The organism is Paraburkholderia flagellata, assembly GCF_021390645.1.
Taxonomy (GTDB): Bacteria; Pseudomonadota; Gammaproteobacteria; order Burkholderiales; family Burkholderiaceae; genus Paraburkholderia; species Paraburkholderia flagellata.
This window is the reverse complement of the sequence record NZ_JAJEJT010000002.1, coordinates 933,184-949,679: the sequence shown is the minus strand read 5'-3', so window position 1 is coordinate 949,679 and position 16,496 is coordinate 933,184. Positions and strand designations below refer to the sequence as shown.

General features: G+C 64.3%; 15 protein-coding genes. 4 read left to right on the top strand and 11 right to left on the bottom strand.

Annotated features, from left to right (window positions below):
* Window positions 1–7 precede the first annotated feature (7 nt).
* From coxB to L0U83_RS18655, 4 genes are read left to right on the top strand one after another with little or no spacing between them, the layout of a single operon-like run.
* Entirely contained in the window at window positions 8–688 is a 681-nt protein-coding gene (gene coxB / locus L0U83_RS18670; RefSeq protein WP_233886563.1) for a cytochrome c oxidase subunit II, read from the top strand.
* Window positions 685–3,222, top strand: coding sequence for a cytochrome c oxidase subunit I (gene ctaD, locus L0U83_RS18665; protein WP_233885379.1), 2,538 nt, complete (start codon window positions 685–687; stop codon window positions 3,220–3,222). Before coxB ends, ctaD begins: the two co-directional genes overlap by 4 nt.
* Complete coding sequence (locus L0U83_RS18660; protein WP_233885377.1) at window positions 3,219–3,554, top strand: hypothetical protein; 336 nt, start codon at window positions 3,219–3,221, stop codon at window positions 3,552–3,554. Before ctaD ends, L0U83_RS18660 begins: the two co-directional genes overlap by 4 nt.
* Before the next feature lie 50 nt (window positions 3,555–3,604).
* Window positions 3,605–4,930, top strand: coding sequence for a ferredoxin reductase family protein (locus L0U83_RS18655; RefSeq protein WP_233885376.1), 1,326 nt, complete (start codon window positions 3,605–3,607; stop codon window positions 4,928–4,930).
* Between the two features lie 173 nt (window positions 4,931–5,103).
* Here the strand turns inward: L0U83_RS18655 and L0U83_RS18650 are convergent, their stop codons facing one another.
* The 11 genes from L0U83_RS18650 to L0U83_RS18600 form a co-directional block, all read right to left on the bottom strand.
* Entirely contained in the window at window positions 5,104–5,886 is a 783-nt protein-coding gene (locus L0U83_RS18650) for a hypothetical protein (RefSeq protein ID WP_233886562.1), read from the bottom strand.
* 215 nt (window positions 5,887–6,101) lie between these two features.
* The gene (locus L0U83_RS18645; RefSeq protein ID WP_233886561.1) at window positions 6,102–7,673 is read right to left on the bottom strand and encodes an alpha/beta hydrolase; all 1,572 of its coding nucleotides are present in this window, start codon (window positions 7,671–7,673) and stop codon (window positions 6,102–6,104) included.
* Between the two features lie 213 nt (window positions 7,674–7,886).
* Entirely contained in the window at window positions 7,887–9,269 is a 1,383-nt protein-coding gene (locus L0U83_RS18640) for a patatin-like phospholipase family protein (protein ID WP_233885375.1), read from the bottom strand.
* 138 nt (window positions 9,270–9,407) lie between these two features.
* The gene (locus L0U83_RS18635; RefSeq protein ID WP_233885374.1) at window positions 9,408–10,874 is read right to left on the bottom strand and encodes an efflux transporter outer membrane subunit; all 1,467 of its coding nucleotides are present in this window, start codon (window positions 10,872–10,874) and stop codon (window positions 9,408–9,410) included.
* A 70-nt stretch (window positions 10,875–10,944) separates the two neighbouring features.
* Window positions 10,945–12,585: a proton-conducting transporter transmembrane domain-containing protein gene (locus tag L0U83_RS18630; RefSeq protein ID WP_233885373.1), complete on the bottom strand. Its 1,641-nt coding sequence runs from the start codon at window positions 12,583–12,585 to the stop codon at window positions 10,945–10,947.
* Window positions 12,582–14,096 (bottom strand): complex I subunit 5 family protein, encoded by a 1,515-nt coding sequence (locus L0U83_RS18625; RefSeq protein ID WP_233885372.1) that lies wholly within the window; start codon window positions 14,094–14,096, stop codon window positions 12,582–12,584. The genes L0U83_RS18630 and L0U83_RS18625 overlap by 4 nt, the downstream gene beginning before the upstream one ends.
* Window positions 14,093–14,443 (bottom strand): NADH-quinone oxidoreductase subunit K, encoded by a 351-nt coding sequence (locus L0U83_RS18620; RefSeq protein WP_233885371.1) that lies wholly within the window; start codon window positions 14,441–14,443, stop codon window positions 14,093–14,095. Before L0U83_RS18620 ends, L0U83_RS18625 begins: the two co-directional genes overlap by 4 nt.
* Window positions 14,440–15,384, bottom strand: a complete 945-nt coding sequence (locus L0U83_RS18615) for a hydrogenase subunit MbhD domain-containing protein (protein WP_233885369.1) — start codon at window positions 15,382–15,384, stop codon at window positions 14,440–14,442. Before L0U83_RS18615 ends, L0U83_RS18620 begins: the two co-directional genes overlap by 4 nt.
* Entirely contained in the window at window positions 15,381–15,674 is a 294-nt protein-coding gene (mnhG, locus tag L0U83_RS18610; RefSeq protein WP_233885367.1) for a monovalent cation/H(+) antiporter subunit G, read from the bottom strand. Before mnhG ends, L0U83_RS18615 begins: the two co-directional genes overlap by 4 nt.
* Entirely contained in the window at window positions 15,671–15,955 is a 285-nt protein-coding gene (locus L0U83_RS18605) for an MrpF/PhaF family protein (protein WP_233885365.1), read from the bottom strand. Before L0U83_RS18605 ends, mnhG begins: the two co-directional genes overlap by 4 nt.
* A complete protein-coding gene (locus L0U83_RS18600; RefSeq protein ID WP_233885363.1) occupies window positions 15,948–16,475 on the bottom strand; it encodes a Na+/H+ antiporter subunit E in 528 nt (175 codons plus the stop codon). Before L0U83_RS18600 ends, L0U83_RS18605 begins: the two co-directional genes overlap by 8 nt.
* Window positions 16,476–16,496 lie beyond the last annotated feature (21 nt).

Genomic DNA, 16,496 nt, shown 5'->3' with positions numbered 1-16,496 from the left:
CTTGCGTGTGCCGGTCCAAGCCGGATTGGCCGCGGCGCTGTCCGCCTGCGCCGGTCCGCTCTCGACGCTCTCGCCCTCCGGGCCCGCCGCGGCGCGGATAGCAGGGCTGTGGTGGGTGATGCTGGCGGGCGCGGCCGTCCTGTTCGCGCTCGTGCTTGTGTTGTTCTTCCTCGTGATCCGGCGACCGGGCTGGGGCTCGGGGGTGTCGCCCGCGCGCTGGATCGTGCTTGGCGGCCTCGTGCTGCCGGCCGTGATCCTGATCCCCCTCATCGGCTACGCGCTCTATGCCGGCGAACGGCTGCTGCCGCTGCCGGGCCGCTCCGTGCCGCGCATCGAGGCCATCGCGCAGCAATGGAGCTGGACCTTCCGCTATCCCGATGCGGGCGGCCTCGAGACGAAGGACGTGCTGCACCTGCCCGCTGGCACGCCCGTCGACATCGTCGTCACGAGCGAAGACGTCGTGCATGCGTTCTGGATCCCGCGCCTGGCCGGCAAGATCGACGCGATCCCCGGGCATGAAACGCGCCTGCGCGTCGAGGCCGATCAGCCGGGCCAGTACGAGGGCCTGTGCAATCAGTTCTGCGGACTCGGCCATGCCGGGATGCACTTCACCGTGATCGTCGATCGTCCTGAAGACTTTTCCGCCGCCCTCAAAGAAGCGGCCGCCAGTGGGGAGGTGAAGAAATGAGCGTGCCCGTCGAGCCTGGGTCACAGGGCATGAACGCGCTGCGGCTGCACCGCCAGCTTGCCGCGATCTGGGCCACGGGGCCTGGCCTCCAGCGGCTCTCCTCTGTGAACCACACCGTGATCGGCATGCGCATGATGATCACCTCGTTCGTATTCTTCGCGATCGCGGGCGTCCTCGGCATGCTGACGCGGGTACAGCTCGCGAGCCCGCATGCCGCCTTCATGGACGCGGAGACCTATAACCAGGTCTTCACGATGCATGGCTCGATGATGCTGTTCCTCTTCGCGATTCCCATGGTGGAAAGTTTCGCGGTCTACATCACGCCGAAGATTCTCGGCACGCGCGACTTCGCCTTTCCGCGGCTCACGGCCTACGGCTACTGGTGCTACCTGTTCGGCGGCACGATCCTGACCGTGGCGCTCATCATGCATGTCGCCCCCGACGGCGGCTGGTTCATGTACACGCCGCTCAGCTCCAACGTGTATACGCCAGGCATCAACGCCGACGTCTGGCTGCTCGGCGTGACCTTCGTCGAAATCTCGGCGCTCTCGCTCGCGATGGAGATCGTCGTCTCGATCCTCAAGATGCGCGCGCCGGGCATGTCGCTGGACCGCATGCCGATCTTCGCGTGGTACATCCTCGTGACGGCCATGATGATGATCGTGGCCTTTCCGCCGCTGATCCTCGGCTCGATCATGCTCGAGGTCGAGCGCGCTTTCGGGCTGCCGTTCTTCGACCCGCGCCGCGGCGGCGATCCGCTGCTCTGGCAGCACCTGTTCTGGCTGTTCGGCCACCCGGACGTCTACATCATTTTCCTGCCGATGGCGGGCGTGCTGTCGACGATCATCCCCGTGTTCGCGAGGCATCCGCTCGTCGGCTACCGGACCATTGTCGTCGCGATCATCGCGCTGGCGTTCCTGAGCTTCGGCATCTGGGTGCACCACATGTTCACGGTGGGCATTCCGCATCTGGCGCTGGCGTTCTTTTCGGCAGGCTCGGCGATCGTCGCGGTGCCCACCGCGATCCAGTTCTTCGCGTGGCTCGCCACGCTGTCACACGGCCGCCCGCGCTGGGATGTGCCGATGCTGTACATCTTCGGCTTTTTCTTCGTGTTCACGGCGGGCGGCCTGACCGGCGTGATGCTCGCCATCGTGCCGTTCGACTGGCAGGCGCACGACACATATTTCGTCGTCGCTCACATGCACTACGTGGTGGCCGGCGCCCTTGCCTTTCCGATGCTGGCAGCGTTCTACTACTGGCTCCCGCTGCTGACCGGCCGCACCGCCGTGCACAGGCTCTCGCTGCCGGCCTTCTGGCTCGTCTTCATCGGCTTCAACATGACGTTCTTCCTGATGCACCTGACCGGTCTGCTCGGCATGCCGCGGCGCATCTTCACCTATAGCGGCGACGAGGGCTGGAACTGGCTCAACCTGCTCTCCTCGGTTGGTGGCTTCATCATGACGATCGGCTTCGCGCTGGTGGCGATCGACATCATCGTGCAACTGCGCTTCGGCAAACGCGTGCGGCGCAATCCGTGGGATTCGACGACGCTCGAATGGGCCATGCAGATCCCGCCCGCGCCCTACGCGTTTGCTTCGCTGCCGCGCATTGGCGCGCAGACGGACGGCATCGGACCGGGCCAGCTTGCTGTGTCGCTCGCGCGCGGCGAAGGCTATCTCGGCTTTACGCGCAACGGCTGGCAGGAAACGCTTGGCGTACACATGACGTCGGGTGAGCCTGAACAGCTGATCGTGTTGCCGAACGCGACGTATTTGCCGCTTTTCACCGCACTCGTAACTGGCGCCGCGGTGCTCGCGATGCTCTTTAAGTTCTACTTGCTATCAGCCGCACTCGCCTTCGTGACTTTCGGCATGTTCGTCTTCGCCGGACAGCGCGCTGGACTGCCGCGCGACTATGGTCCGCTGCCGGTGGGCCATGGCGTCAGCGTGCCGCCGCATACGGAAGTGGCCAGCGCGCCATCGTGGCTTGCGCTCGTCTGCGCACTGGTCGCGAACGGCACACTGTTCACGTCGCTGATCTTCGGCACGTTCTATCTCTGGATCGCCGCGCCAAACTGGCCCGCGGCCGTGACGCCGCAGCCGAGCCGTTTGCTCGCACTCCTCACGGTAGCAGGGCTCGCCGTCTCTGCAGCAGCAGCGCGCGGCTCGCTGCGTACTACCACGGCGGGTGGCAAACCGCACGGCTGGATCGTACTTGCCGTGCTCGCACTCGTGGTGGCGCTTGCCGCCGACGTCTCGCTGATCTCCGGCGTCACGCCTGATCCACGCGAGCACGCGCTCGGAGCCACAGCCGCCGCGCTGCTCAGCTACGTGGCACTGCATGCCGGCATCGGACTGCTGTTCCTGGTGAGCAACCTGCTGCGCTTCGGCGCGGGCTTCATCTCGCCGCGACGGCTGACCGATCTGCGCCTGTCGCGCTTGTGGCTCGACTACACGACAGTGACGGCGATCATCGCGCTCGGCCTCGTGCTCGCGTTGCCCGCACTCGTCGCGATGCTGGGAGCGCGGCCATGAACGCGCCCCCACTTCCACCGCGGCGTCTGTGGTGGCTCGCCGTCGGCTTCACGATCTGGTGTCTCGCGCTCGCGGTCCTGTACGCGCTGCACGCGATCGGTTGCGCGTTCGACTGGTCGTCCGGCGCGCTGCGTCTGAGCCTCGCGATCGTGCTACTCGCGCATCTCGTCGCGATCGGCTGGCTGTGGCGCTATCGTGCCGCGCGGCGCGACCCCGGTCCCGAGCAGATCAGCACATTCCTGCACACCGTTGTCATCTGGACCTTGATCGCGGCTCTCGCCGCCACCGTCATCACGTTTGGGCCCGCGCTGTTCCTGACCACCTGTATCTGAGCAGCTCGTAGCGAGGCTGCGAGGGCTGGGCCCGAGGTAGAGGGGGTTTCATGAATTCTCGCGATCTCGTGCGCAAAGCCATCTGGTCGGCCATCTATCTGCTCTTCATTCTCGCCCCGCTTTTCGCATTGCTCGCGGGCAATCTGCCACCCGCGCGCAATTTCGCCACTGAGTTCTCGGTTGCGCTCGGCTATTCCGGTCTTGCGATGATGGGGCTGCAATTCGGCCTCACGGCACGCTTTCGGCACGTGACTGAACCGTGGGGCGAGGACGTCATCTATCACTTTCATCGACGCGTCTCGCTGCTGGCCGTAGGTCTCGTCGTGGCGCATCCGCTGATCCTGATCGCCATCCGCTCGGAATCGCTCGCGATGCCGGACTCTGTCTGGGATATCCCATGGGGCGCCCGTTTCGCAGTGCTGTCGATCGGCGCGCTCATCGTGCTCGTGGTAACCGCCTTGTGGCGCAAGCAGCTGAAAATCCGGTACGAAACGTGGCATCTGTCGCATATCGTGCTCGCGCTGATCGCGATTGGAGCGGGCATGCTGCATATGGTCGGCTGGGGCTTCTACCTCACCGATCCGCTCAAGCGGATCCTGTGGATCGGCATGACGGTTTTCTGGATCGCGTTGCTGCTCTATGTGCGCATCGTCAAGCCGCTCTACATGCTGCGCAGGCCGTATCGCGTCGTCGAGGTGCGCCGGGAGCGCGGCGACACCACGACGCTCGTCATGCAGCCCGAAGGTCACGCGGGGTTTCGCTTCAAGCCGGGCCAGTTCGGCTGGCTAACGCTATGGGCCAGCCCCTTCCGCATCACCGGGCACCCGTTCTCGTTTTCGTCGAGCGCCGAGGCGCCGGACGGGCGTGTCGAAATGACGATCCGCAATCTCGGCGACTTCACGAGCGCTGTGAAGACGGTCACGGCCGGGCAGCGCGTGTACCTCGACGGCCCGTATGGCGCATTCACGATCGGCAACCCAACGGATATGCACGTGCTGATCGCAGGCGGCATCGGCATCACGCCGATGATGAGCATGATCCGCACGCTCGCCGATCGCGGCGACAAGCGTCCGCTGGTGCTGCTCTATGGCGGCAAGGACTGGGAATCGCTGACGTTCCGCGAAGAACTGGATGCGCTGAAGACGCGGCTCGACCTGAAGATCGTCTATGTTCTCTCGGATGCCCACCCGGGCTGGACCGGCGAAACCGGCCGCATCGACGCGGACAAGTTCAGGCGTCACCTGCCGCCCGAGTACACCAGCCACGAGTACTTCATTTGCGGGCCGGATGTCATGATGGACGCCATCGAAACCGCGCTGGGCGAGATGAAGGTGCCGATCGCCCGGTATCATTCCGAGCGCTACAGCTTCGTGTAGGAGAACTACCATGCGCCGTTTGCTAGCCGATCGTCTGGTCGTTGCCACGGGCGTGATTGTCGTTGTGCTCGCCTTCGTGTTCGCGCTCGTGCGGGTGGCTTCGCCGCACTAGTATTTCACTTCGAGTCCGGCTGCATCCCGGCGGTCATCGGAAACTTTGTAGTCCGAACACGTTAGCGTGGTGTGCGGGACTGGTCGATCGCTGTCGGCTGCGGTGGGACCGTGCCGACTGCGAAGCGCGGCGCTGCGTTCGCCACCAGAATCAGGGCGGCACCGGCCAGGCCGCTCGATGCGTGCTTCAGTGCATGCCCCGCGATCACATGATGAGTGAGTTCCCACACCTGCCAGTCAAGGCTCTCAAAGATCTTTGCCAACCCGTAGAAAACGATCACCATCGTCCAGCCGAATACGCTGTCCACCTTGCGCGTGAGCGTCAACCCGACGATGAACATGAGCCCGCCGAACTGCAGGATCGCGTACGGCCACAGGCTGTCGAGTGCGAGCCAGTACGCGATCGTGCCTAGCGAAACGGCAACCATGATGAGCAACGGTGCCCAGCCCACGCGCTGCCCGGTGTTCGAGGTCCAGAGCATCGCCAGGATGCCGGCGAAGACGATCGTCATTGGCAGGCGATCCCAGACGAGCGTGGCGTCGGAAGGCGCCCAGTGATAGTAAGCCGACCCGATTGCGGTTAGCACGAGACCGAATCCGGCGACTACCATGCCGGGGAATTTTGGTGGCTGCCGCGCCGCATTTCGCTTCGCCCAGCCGAGGCAGGCGAGCCCGGCCGCCAGAATGACGACATTCGACAGCACGTCCGCTGCATGCGGTATGAAGCCCAGAGCCCGCTGGTCCGCGAAGTGGTGATAGGACGCCGCCTGCGCGAGCGGCCATACGAGTTGCAACACCGTGCCCACCACGAAAAGCATGATGCTGCCAAGCAGCAATCGGGTCATGTTCACGGTGCTCGTCTCCGGGAGTGACGCAACACTCAACAGGCGCTGGTGCTGCGCTGGCGTCACTGGTCGGCCGGTGGCCGCGGCGGGCCCCCACGCGAGCTTGCGCACCCTCCCCGTATCATCGGACAAACCGGGCTCGGCAACAAGATTGGCCGGCCCGGTGTCTGGATGCTGTCGATTCTTCCAGTCGACTTGCTGTTGCAGCCGTCGGCTTACGGTTCGCTGTAATCATCGCCGGTCTGCTCGAGTTCCCTCAACTCTTCTGCGGGATCCTCCGGCTTTCCGGCGGCGGTCTCATGAGTGCGCGTCGGTGAATTGACAACCGGAGAAGGCATCTTGCCGATGCCCTCGTCAATGCGTTGCAGGAGATACGGGAAGAACGGATTCGACGCAATCCGGAACATCGAGTCGAGCGTCAGAATCAACGTGCCGCGTTCTCCGCGCGGGGCGAGCGTACCAAGGTTGACGTTGAAGTTCTCGTCGTCGCCCGGCTTGATACCGTAGAGCGAATCAGTCACGGGGAACGGAATCGCAACATGCGATAACGAAAAAATATCCGGAGGATAGTCAATGTCCAAAGGCCGAACGTGAGTGACCACACTGCCGGCATCGACACTGCGTTCGACCGTATGAGCCGAATCCTGTGACGCGTTTGCAATGACCGTGGTGCGATAGTTCTGCGGCCCGATACGCAGCAGCCGCGTGAGCGCCGAATAGGACGCGACGCGCAGGAAGGTTCTGAAACTCACGCTGCGGTTCACGTCGAACAACACGATTTCACTGCCGTTTTCGGGAAGCTTGTCATACAGCGACGACATGACAGCAGGCGTGCTGACCGTGAAATCGGTAACCGACTGAAACGTCAGTACGGGCGGGAGCGTATTCAACCGATTCTCGCGCTCAAGCCGCGCCATCTGCTCCTGGATGGCGCTGGTAAGCAGCCAGGACTGACGCGCGGCGTTTACGGGGAACGAGTTGTATTTAAAGGGGTTGAATTCCGGCACGATGCCGAGCCAGGCGGCCCGCGCGAACGCAGGCAACACCGCGGGTAGTCCCACGAGGCCCGCAAACCGCGCGTAACGGGTGACGCCGATCATCGGCGAAATGAGCACGAGCCGGGTGGGAGGCGTGAGCGCGGGGTTCTCGATGGCGTCCATCGCATACTGCAGGGCAAGCGCGCCGCCGTTCGAGAAGCCTATCAGTTCGAGCGGCTTGTCCGGGCCCACGCGCCGGCGCGCTTCGCGAACCGCGAGCCGCGTTGCCGCGGCCCACTCTTGCCACGTGACGCTGGTCAGTCCCGCAGGCACGGTACCGTGTCCAGGCAAACGGATGGCAATCGCGACAAAGCCCCGGTCACGATAGTTGCGCGCGATGTGACGCAAACTATAGGGCGAGTCCGTCATGCCATGCAGCAGCACCACCGCACCAACCGGCGGTCCGGCTGGTTCCAGTATGTATGAGCGGTTCCAGTCCTCAGCGAAGTGCTCTGGATAGATCGGTGCGCCTTCGTAGTATCGATTCGACGGGACTCGCTCAGAGGGTTTGACCTTTTCGACGACGTTGACGCGCACATCCTCGAACAGCCGCGACTCCTCCCGCATGTACGCATTCCAGTCACCGGCGTCCATTTCCTCGACGCTCATCTCGCGCGGTACGTAGGTGTGCCAGACCGATAGTTCCGGGCCGCGCAGCGAAGACCAGGCTCGCAAACCCAGTGCGAGTAACGCGAGCACGACCAGAATCGACACGCATATTTTTATTACCTTCAGCGACGTGCGTAGCATTGGCTTTCTCTTGGAAGCAACTTCAAAACACAGAGTGGCCTTGAACTTCTTCCCCTCTACCAGGTTAGCGCACCACACTGCCAATAGACGGACGATTCACCATCAGGCCATCGGAGTATAGGCCGCCTGTGAAATCGTGATATTCAGTTGCCCCCCGATAAGGGAGGTTCGAGCTTCATTCGGTTAATCGCGTTCCAGGGGCACTGGGCGGCGCTATGGCGCTTCCGCCTTGTTGTTTTCTGCCGGTACGGCGTCCCGTTCGACCTTGCCGGTTTCAGGTTGGTCGACAATTCGCGCACCCGCAGCCTTGAGAGCGGCCTGGAATTCCGGGGAGGCCAGGATGATCGTGCTCGCCGCGTTGCGCAAGCGATCGATTGCCTCATCCGGCAGCGCAAGTGAAGTCGGCAATTGATTCAAGCCGTCCCGCTCGGCTTGGTCGGCCAGTGCGTCGAATGACACGTTCACGACATAGATATCGGTATCGGGCGCTTCCACGGCCCGGGCCAGCGTAGGGTCCTTGTTGCCCCTGAACGCCTCGGAGTTGCGGATCTGGCCCAACAGCGCCCATCGAGCCTTGATGTCCTGCAATAGCTCGACTGATTCGCTGGAAAACCGGTCGATCGGCACGCCAACCGCCTGGACAAGCGTCCTGATGGCGCCTGGAGGACGTTCCGAAAGATTCCAGCTGGTCGACGGAGACGACGCAGCGTTCACCACGAAAATAATGAGTCTGCGTACGTTGTCGAGCGGCGCGGGTTGCCCGGCTTCGTGGAGCGCCTCGAATGTTCCGATGAAATCCAGCACGCCCCTTAGCCCCAGATTGTCGGAGATGCCGCCATCGACGAGGTGGAAATACGGGTTCTGGGTCGAGTCGACGATTTCGCGTAAATCCTGCAATCGATTGAGGATACGGCTCGCGGATCGTTGCACCGTGTCGGCACTGGCAAGCGCGTGACTCCAATCGGGTTCTTCGTAGCCACACGTGCCGCCGTAGTTGTTGATCGTGATCGGAGCCAGCACGACCGGCACCGCCGAAGATGCCGCCGCCGCACGCGAAAGCTTGATTGGGCCGAGATCCGCACACATGACGTCGAAGTTCTGCTGGAGAAACACGATGCGCGATCCCGTCGTCAGTTCCGTTGCGCTGACCGCGATCATCGGGCCGCCCTTGCGCTCGAGTTCGGCGAATGTCGCATTGTTGAACAGGACTTCGTCATACAGCTTCGCTGCAAGCTCGGAGCGGCTCCAGCGCGCGGAAGCCAGCGCGGGCCAGTTCACCGGATTCAGAATACGGGCGATGAGTTCGCCCTGCACATTGCGCTTGAGAAAGCGGTCCTCATAGAAGTCGAACAGATGCCTGCCGTAAAACCCGTACGCCAGCGCGGTGAAGCTGCCGCCGGAGACTCCGGTGATCAGATCCACCTCATCGAGCAAGCGGATCTTCTCGCCCGACGCGCCCGTCACTTCGATACGCTGCAGCGTCTCCAGCGTTCCGTATGAAAACGCGGCCGCACGCATTCCGCCACCGGAGAAGGCCAGAATGACCATGTCCTGCCTGCCGCGCCGGTTTCCCTCCAGCCGGTCGAACGGGCTCATTTGCTGCGGGTCGTATCGAATGATCGCTGGGTTCACAGGCCGTGTCGCGCAGCCGCCAATCAACAGCAACGAAGTCGCGGCAAGTAATGCGGCGTAGTTCCATGAACGCACAACCATGTCTTTACAGCCTGTGTGAATTCACCTGCCCTGCGGGGCATTGCCCTTTCGGTCGGCGCTCAGGGACACAGGCGTACGCGAATCGGCGATATCGACCCAGCCGCCGCCCATGGCCTGATACACGCTGATCACCTGGTTATAGCGCGAGGCCTGCAGGCTGGCGAGGGCAAGCTCGGCGGAGAACAGGTCGTTTTCGGATATCAGCACTTCGAGATAGCCAACCAGGCCGTCTTCGAACTTGAGACTCGATAATCGTGCATATTCACGCAGCGCATCGACACGCTGTTGCTGAAACCCGGTCTGCTCGATGGTCTTCTGTGAGCTGACGAGCGCGTTGTTGGTGTCGTTGAACGCGCCCAGCACCGTCTGCCTGTAGACCAGTTCGGCCTGGCGCTTTTGCGCCTCGGCCGACTGCACCTGGCCTTCAATGGCGCCTGAGGTGAAGATCGGCCCGGTCACTCCTGCTGCGATCGACCAGAGCGCGGCAGGCCCGGAAAGGAAGTCGCCGAAGGCCGTGCTGACCGAACCCAGCGCCCCAGTCAACGAGATCGTGGGATAGTAAAGCGCGCGCGTGGCGCCGACGTTCGCATTGGCGGAGACCAGATTCTGTTCGGCCTGCAGAATATCGGGCCGCCGCTCGAGCAGTGTCGAAGGCAGATCCGCCGGGATGACGGGAAGCACGAGTTCGCTCACCGACTTGCCACGCGGAATCGGCCCAGGATTGCGTCCAAGCAGAATGGAAATGCCGTTTTCCACGATGGCAATCTGCTGTTCGACGGCCGGTATCGTGGATTGCGCCAGCTTGTACTGCGAGCGCACTTGGGAAAGCTCCGTCTGGGACACGAGCCCGTCGCGGTAGCGCAACTCGAATATCCGTAATGTTTCGCCGAAGTTGCTCGCCGTGGCCCGCGCGATTTCGAGTTGCCGGTCGAGCCCGCGCAGCGTGATGTAGCTGGTCGCCACGCCGGTCACCAGCGAAAGCACGACGCCCCGCTGGGCCTGTTCGCTGGCATAGACCTGCGCCTGCGCGGCTTCGGTCAGGCGTCTTACCCGGCCGAACAGGTCGATTTGCCAGGAAGCGGACAGCATGCCCTGATAGAGATTGAATACGGGATCGAGCACCGGGGACAGCGGTGGCATCCCGACCTCGCTGGTCCGGTTGCGGCTCACGTTGGCGCCATAGCCGATCTGCGGGAGACCCTGCGAGCGCGCAGCGCGCAACAAGCCGATGAACTGGTCGATACGCGCCGCTGCGATGCGCACGTCCAGATTGCCCTCTAGCGCAGTTTGAATCAGGTCGTTCAACACCGGATCGTCGAACTGCTCCCACCACGCCGTGTCCACGACTTCTTCAGCCTCGGGCAAATCGACCCGCCACGTTGCGGGCACTGCCACCTCGGGGCGACTGTAATCGGGACCCACGCTAATGCAGCCGCCCAGGCAACTGGTAGCGGCGGCAAATATCGCAGCACGCGTCAGCGTTCTCATGACGTACTCCAGGTTCTGCTGCGACCGCATCCCGTATGCGCAGGCCGTGCGGTCGTTTGCGCCACACACATCACGCGGCCACCGCGAGCAGGCCACCGAACAACAGCGCCGCGAGCAACAGCGTCAGACAGGACACGGACCAGCCTCGCACGAACGCATCCGTACACACCGCGATTCGTGCGGCCCCCGCGCCGCCTCGTTGCAGACCGCGCAGGAGGCCACCGACATCGCCCACAGGCACGGACGGCACCGTCTTGCCCCATCGACTCCAGCCAATCGCGAGCGCCGCGCCAACGAGCACCGGCCAGAGTGCCGACCACAGCGCCGCGGGAGCCAGCGCCTCGGGCAGCGAGCCTACTGGGATACGCAGATACAGCACCCACGGAACGGCCAGCGAGACCACGACCATTGCCAGCCATGCCCCCCTGAGCGGCCCCGGAGCGCGCGCGTTGGAATCGGTCGTGGCCACGGCTCCCAGACAGCGCATGAAATGAAGCATCAGCAACGTGGTCGCGGCTGAAGACGCCGCAGCCAGCACGCTGGCCAGATTGCCGGACAGCAGGTCCTTGGCCGCGTATTTCGCCAACGCGCCGCCGGTCAACGGCAAGCCGCCCAGGCCAAGCGCGATGATCGCCGTGGGCAGCAGCACGAGTCGCAACGATCTGGCACCCGTCAGCACGACCACGCCCACGGCCAGAAACAGCGTGCCTTTGACCAGCAGATGGTGCGCGGCATAGTAAGCCGCTGCCACGACGGTAGCGGGATCGCCTGCGGCCAGACCCATGCCGATCACGGCCATGAGGAAGCCCATCTGGCTGACGCTCGAGTACGCAAGCACGACTTTCGGCTGAGACTGGGTGATGCCGATTGCCACGCCGTAGAACGCGCCGAACATGCCCAGCGCCGCGAAAGGCATGCCGAAGTGCGGCCATGCGTCGTTGAAAGTAAATGGCAGAAAACGAACCAATGCGATCACGCTGGCCTTCACCACCGCGCCGCTGAGCACCGCCGCCGCCGGAACAGGTGCAGCGCGATAGGCATGCGGCATCCAGAAATGCAGCGGCACCATCCCGGCCTTCATGCCGAGGCCAACCAGCAGCAATAGCAGCGTCGCGTTGCGCGAAGGCGAGCCCGGCAAGGCCGCAGCCGCATCGCGAATCAGCAGGCTGCCGTGAGGCGTGGCCTGTGCCAGCAGGACCAATCCTCCGAGCACGAAAGCCTCAGCCAGCAATGCAACACCAAGATAGAGTGCGCCCGCGTATCGGGCTTCGGGCCCGTCGCCCTGGAGCACCAAGCCGCTGGCGCCGACGCTCAACACTGCCAGCATCAGATAGAAGCCAATCAGATCGGCCGCCAGAAACACGCCCACGCTGCCGGTCAAGGCCATGAACCAGCAGACGACAAACCCATCGATATATTCGCGACCGCGTACATATCGTGCGGCATAGATTCCGGCGAAGACCCACAACAGCGCCGCCGTGCCGAGCAACAACGCGCCTGGCGTATCGAGCGCGAAACTCAGGGCGAACCGGCTGTGACCGAGCGTCAAGGTTTCGCTCTGGCTGCCGCCGACGGCCGCGGCCAGCGCGGGCAGCGCAGCGATCGCGAACCATGACGGCAGGCGCCTGCGAACAGGCGCCGACGCACAGAGCAGCAGCATCAGCAATGGCAACCCGACGGCTGCGGCGAGCAGAGCCTGGGAGAGGTTCATGGCAGCCCCGCTGGCGGCATCACTGTGCGGCCAATCTGCGCCACGTCGACCGGCAGCAGTACGGCAAGGCCAAGCAGGAAGGAACACGTTGCGAGGCCAAGCACGGCGAACTGCTGGTAACGAGGCACCTGCTTTTGCGGCGACCAGCCGGGCGCGGCCGGCTCCATCGCGCGCACCACCACCATGAAGACGTAGACGCTCGTGAGCAGGCCGCCGACCAGCATCACTAGCGCCCACCACCATTGCCCCGTCGCGAGTGCCGCCGACATCAGCAGCCACTTGGCCAGAAAGCCCCCGGAAGGGGGCAATCCGATCAGCGTGGCGCCGGCCAGCGCGAAAGCCGTCAGCGTCATGGGCAAGGCGCGCCCTGCGCCGCGCAGGTCGGCCAGACGGTCGTGCCCCAGCGTGCTATAGATCAGACCGGCCGCGAGGAACATGGCCGCTTTTGCGCTCGCGTGCGATACGGCCTGCAACAAGCCGCCCGTGACGGCTCGGGCGCTTTCGTGCTGCACGGCAAGCGGGAACAGCAGGAACAGATAGCCGATCTGGGCGACCGTCGAATAAGCGATCAAGAGCTTCAGCCGTACCTGGCGCAGCGCCACCACATTGCCGAAGACGATCGCGAGCGCCCCCAGACCCGCAAGCAGTTGCGCGCAGGAGCCGCTCACGATGCCGGCGAAGACGTCGATCCACAACCGCACCACCACGAACCACGATCCCTTGATGACCAATGCCGACAGCAGCGCGCTCGCGGCGGCGGGCGCGCCCGCGTGCGCCGGCGGCAACCACAGATGCAGCGGGAACAGCGCGGTTTTGGCGAGCATGCCGGCCGTCATCAACGCCAACGCGGTCCAGGCTAGCGGCTGCGCACCGATCCTCGCGGCAAGCAGCGCGATGTCCAGCGTGCCATAGGCGCCATAGAGCAGAAAAACCCCCAGCAGATACAGCATCGACCCGATCAGCGCGTACAGCAGATAGCGCAACGCAGCCTGCAAAGTTTCGGCGCGGCCGTCGAGTGACACGAGAGGCACGCCCGCAAAAGTCAGCAGTTCGAGCGCGACGTAGAGCGTAAAGATGTCTCCGCTCACGAACACCAGATTGAGCGCTCCCCACACCGCCAGCAGCAGCAGCCAGAATGCCAGCGGCGCGCGTGCTTCGCTCGTGCCGGACGGCGTGCCGAAGTCGCCATTGGCGTAAATCGCCACCGCCCCCACCACCACGGCGACCACGAGCATCATGCAGACCGAGAGGCCGTCGGCGCGAAGCATGACGCCCAGCGGCGGCGACCAGCCGCCCAGCAGATAGCGCAATGCGTCGCCCGAGACCAGCAGCCTGGCCGCAATTTCCAGCACCATGCCGATACCGAAGGCGATCGTCACCCAGGCCACGCGTTGCGCGTGGCGGCCACCGAGCGCCAACCCCGCCAGCATCCCGGCAAAAGGCAACAACACGGCGAGCACCAGCAGCAGGCCGCCCGGCGTTGATTGCCCCGTGAGCGCCAGCGTCGTCACCTCGCCTCCGTATTGGCGCGCGCGCCGCCCGCCGCCGCACCACCGTCCGCCGAAAGCGAATTCGAGCCCGTTTCCGAGAACCTGCGCAGCATGAGTCCGACGGCCAGCGCGGAAGCGGCAAACGACACGACAATCGCCGTAATCAACAGCGCCTGCGGCACTGGATCGCCGGACATGCCGGCGCCCGCTCCTCGATGCGCGATCACGGCACACGCCAGAAAAACGCCGTTGCCCGTGAGGTTGAAGGCCAGCACCTTGCGCAAGGGCTGCGGGTTGACGATCAGGCCATACATGCCAAGACCCACCAGGGCGGCAGCGGTCAAGCCGAACAGCTGCGAGACGTTCATGCGTTCACCTCCGGCCGCTGCGGCGGCCCGACCAGCAGGAGTACCAGGGTTACGGCAAGCGAAGGCAGCAACGCGGCTTCAATGATGATGATCCACGTCTTCGCCCAGCCATCGGGGTACGCCAGAAACGCTCCCGCCATGACGGCGCCGAGCAGGCCAAGCGCGATGAAGACCGCCGGCCCGAGGATCAGCACGGCGCGCAGCCAGCGGCGACTGACCGGCGGAGCATCGCGCAGACCGGACATCATGACGAGCAGCCACATGGCGGCAATCACCGTGGCGCCCTGGAACTTGCCGCCTGGATGATCGGCGCCGACCCAGAAAATGTAGATGCCGATCACGACGCCTATCGGCGGCAATACGCGCGCGAGATACACCAGAATGTCGTTGGGACTGACCCTCTGCGCGAGTCCCGGCCTGCCGCCCCAGCAGCGATCCGGCGCCAGCGACCAGACGCCGACCACGCCGAACAGCAACACGATGGCTTCCAGCAGCGTGTCGATCGCGCGAAACGACAGCAGGACGGCCGTGATCGGATTGCCGACGCCCGTCGTCTGAATGTTTCGCGCCACCTCGGGCGCGAGAGTCGGGGCCGGGTCCGGCAAGCTCAACAGGCTAACGGCGATCACGACGGTGACCGCCGTGGCGGCCACTCCAGCTGCGACGCGTATCGCAAGGCCAGGTGTTTCGGCCTGGGCCGCCGCTTCGGTTGCCTCCAGCCGCGAAGCCGCGCGGATCAGCAGCGCGCCGGTCAGGCCCGCACCGATGGCCGCCTCGGTCAACGCGACGTCGACAGCGCGCAGCACCAGCCAGGCCAACGTGAGCAGCAGGCCGTAAGGGATGAACCCGGCGACCGCGGCGAACGTATCGCGCACAACGACGGTCCAGAGCGCAAGCGCCAGCAGCAGAATCCCGATGCCGACAGAGATGGCGGAGATCATGTGCCCTCCTCCTGCCGGCGCGCGGCGCGCGCGATGAGTTGCGACACATCGGACGACGTCAGCATCACCAGCAGCCAGACCACGATCAGCTTGAGGGCGATCACGATATGCCCCGTCTGCGGCAACAGCCCCAGCACCACCATGCCGAGGCCCAGATTGTCGGCCTTGGTCAGCGCGTGCAGCCGCGTGTATGTGTCCGGGAACCGCAACAGCCCGACTGTACCGGCCACGAAGAAGAAAATGCCGGCGAGCATGGCAATGATCGTGAAGATGTCGGCTGCTGTTTTCATTTCCGGTCCTCCTGCGCGATATCGCCTTCTGCCTGACGATCGGCCTTGACGAAGGCCACCGACGCGAACGCCGCAAGCACGGCGAGCGTCAACGCCACATCCACTACCGCCTCGACGCCGCTTGCCGTCCCGACCAGCAGCAAGGCCGCAATCCCTCCCGTGCCGAAGAGTTGCGCGGCCATCATCCGGTCGGCGCGCGTGGGCCCGCGCAGCACGCTCAACAAGCCCACGGCCACCATGAGCAGCACCAGCGCGCAAACGGCAATGAGCACGTCAGCCATGACGTTCACCGCTGACCAGTGCACCCGCGAGGCGCCGTTCTTCATCCGCCAGTTGTTCGGCAACCCGCTGCGAGGTGTCGAGACAGTGGTAAACGAGCCCGTCCGCGGTCTCGTCAACCGGAAGCGAGCCAGGCAAGAGGCTCGTGATGATGGCGAAACCATTGCGCGCCGTCCCCGGCGGAAAACCGACACGATAGACCACGATACCCGGCCGCAAAGGCAGGCGCGGGTCCAAGGCGCGGCGCGCCACGTCGATGCCAGCGAGCAGCGACTGCACGAGGAAATGCGGCACGAACACGATCAAGGCGCCGAGGCGCACCTTTCCCGCGGCGGGCGGCAGGAGACGCAGGCTCATCTGCGTCGCGACGAGCGTCGCAATCAGGCCGCAGATGAGATCGGCCGGCTTCACGCTCGGCATCAGGATGATCCATAGCGCGAGAAAGCAAACCGCGCGTGCCAGCGCGACGCGCCAATGCGAACGCCAGTCGAGCAGGAAAGCACGGAGCGTTGGTGAGCTCATGGAAGATGCGCCTCCTCTATG

Coding starts and splice junctions, on each gene's coding strand:
- ctaD (WP_233885379.1), top strand. CDS start 685: ATGAGCGTGCCCGTCGAGCCTGGGTCACAGGGCATGAACGCGCTGCGG.
- L0U83_RS18660 (WP_233885377.1), top strand. CDS start 3,219: ATGAACGCGCCCCCACTTCCACCGCGGCGTCTGTGGTGGCTCGCCGTC.
- L0U83_RS18655 (WP_233885376.1), top strand. CDS start 3,605: ATGAATTCTCGCGATCTCGTGCGCAAAGCCATCTGGTCGGCCATCTAT.
- L0U83_RS18650 (WP_233886562.1), bottom strand. CDS start 5,886: ATGACCCGATTGCTGCTTGGCAGCATCATGCTTTTCGTGGTGGGCACG.
- L0U83_RS18645 (WP_233886561.1), bottom strand. CDS start 7,673: ATGCTACGCACGTCGCTGAAGGTAATAAAAATATGCGTGTCGATTCTG.
- L0U83_RS18640 (WP_233885375.1), bottom strand. CDS start 9,269: ATGAGCCCGTTCGACCGGCTGGAGGGAAACCGGCGCGGCAGGCAGGAC.
- L0U83_RS18635 (WP_233885374.1), bottom strand. CDS start 10,874: ATGAGAACGCTGACGCGTGCTGCGATATTTGCCGCCGCTACCAGTTGC.
- L0U83_RS18630 (WP_233885373.1), bottom strand. CDS start 12,585: ATGAACCTCTCCCAGGCTCTGCTCGCCGCAGCCGTCGGGTTGCCATTG.
- L0U83_RS18620 (WP_233885371.1), bottom strand. CDS start 14,443: ATGAACGTCTCGCAGCTGTTCGGCTTGACCGCTGCCGCCCTGGTGGGT.
- L0U83_RS18615 (WP_233885369.1), bottom strand. CDS start 15,384: ATGATCTCCGCCATCTCTGTCGGCATCGGGATTCTGCTGCTGGCGCTT.
- mnhG (WP_233885367.1), bottom strand. CDS start 15,674: ATGAAAACAGCAGCCGACATCTTCACGATCATTGCCATGCTCGCCGGC.
- L0U83_RS18605 (WP_233885365.1), bottom strand. CDS start 15,955: ATGGCTGACGTGCTCATTGCCGTTTGCGCGCTGGTGCTGCTCATGGTG.
- L0U83_RS18600 (WP_233885363.1), bottom strand. CDS start 16,475: ATGAGCTCACCAACGCTCCGTGCTTTCCTGCTCGACTGGCGTTCGCAT.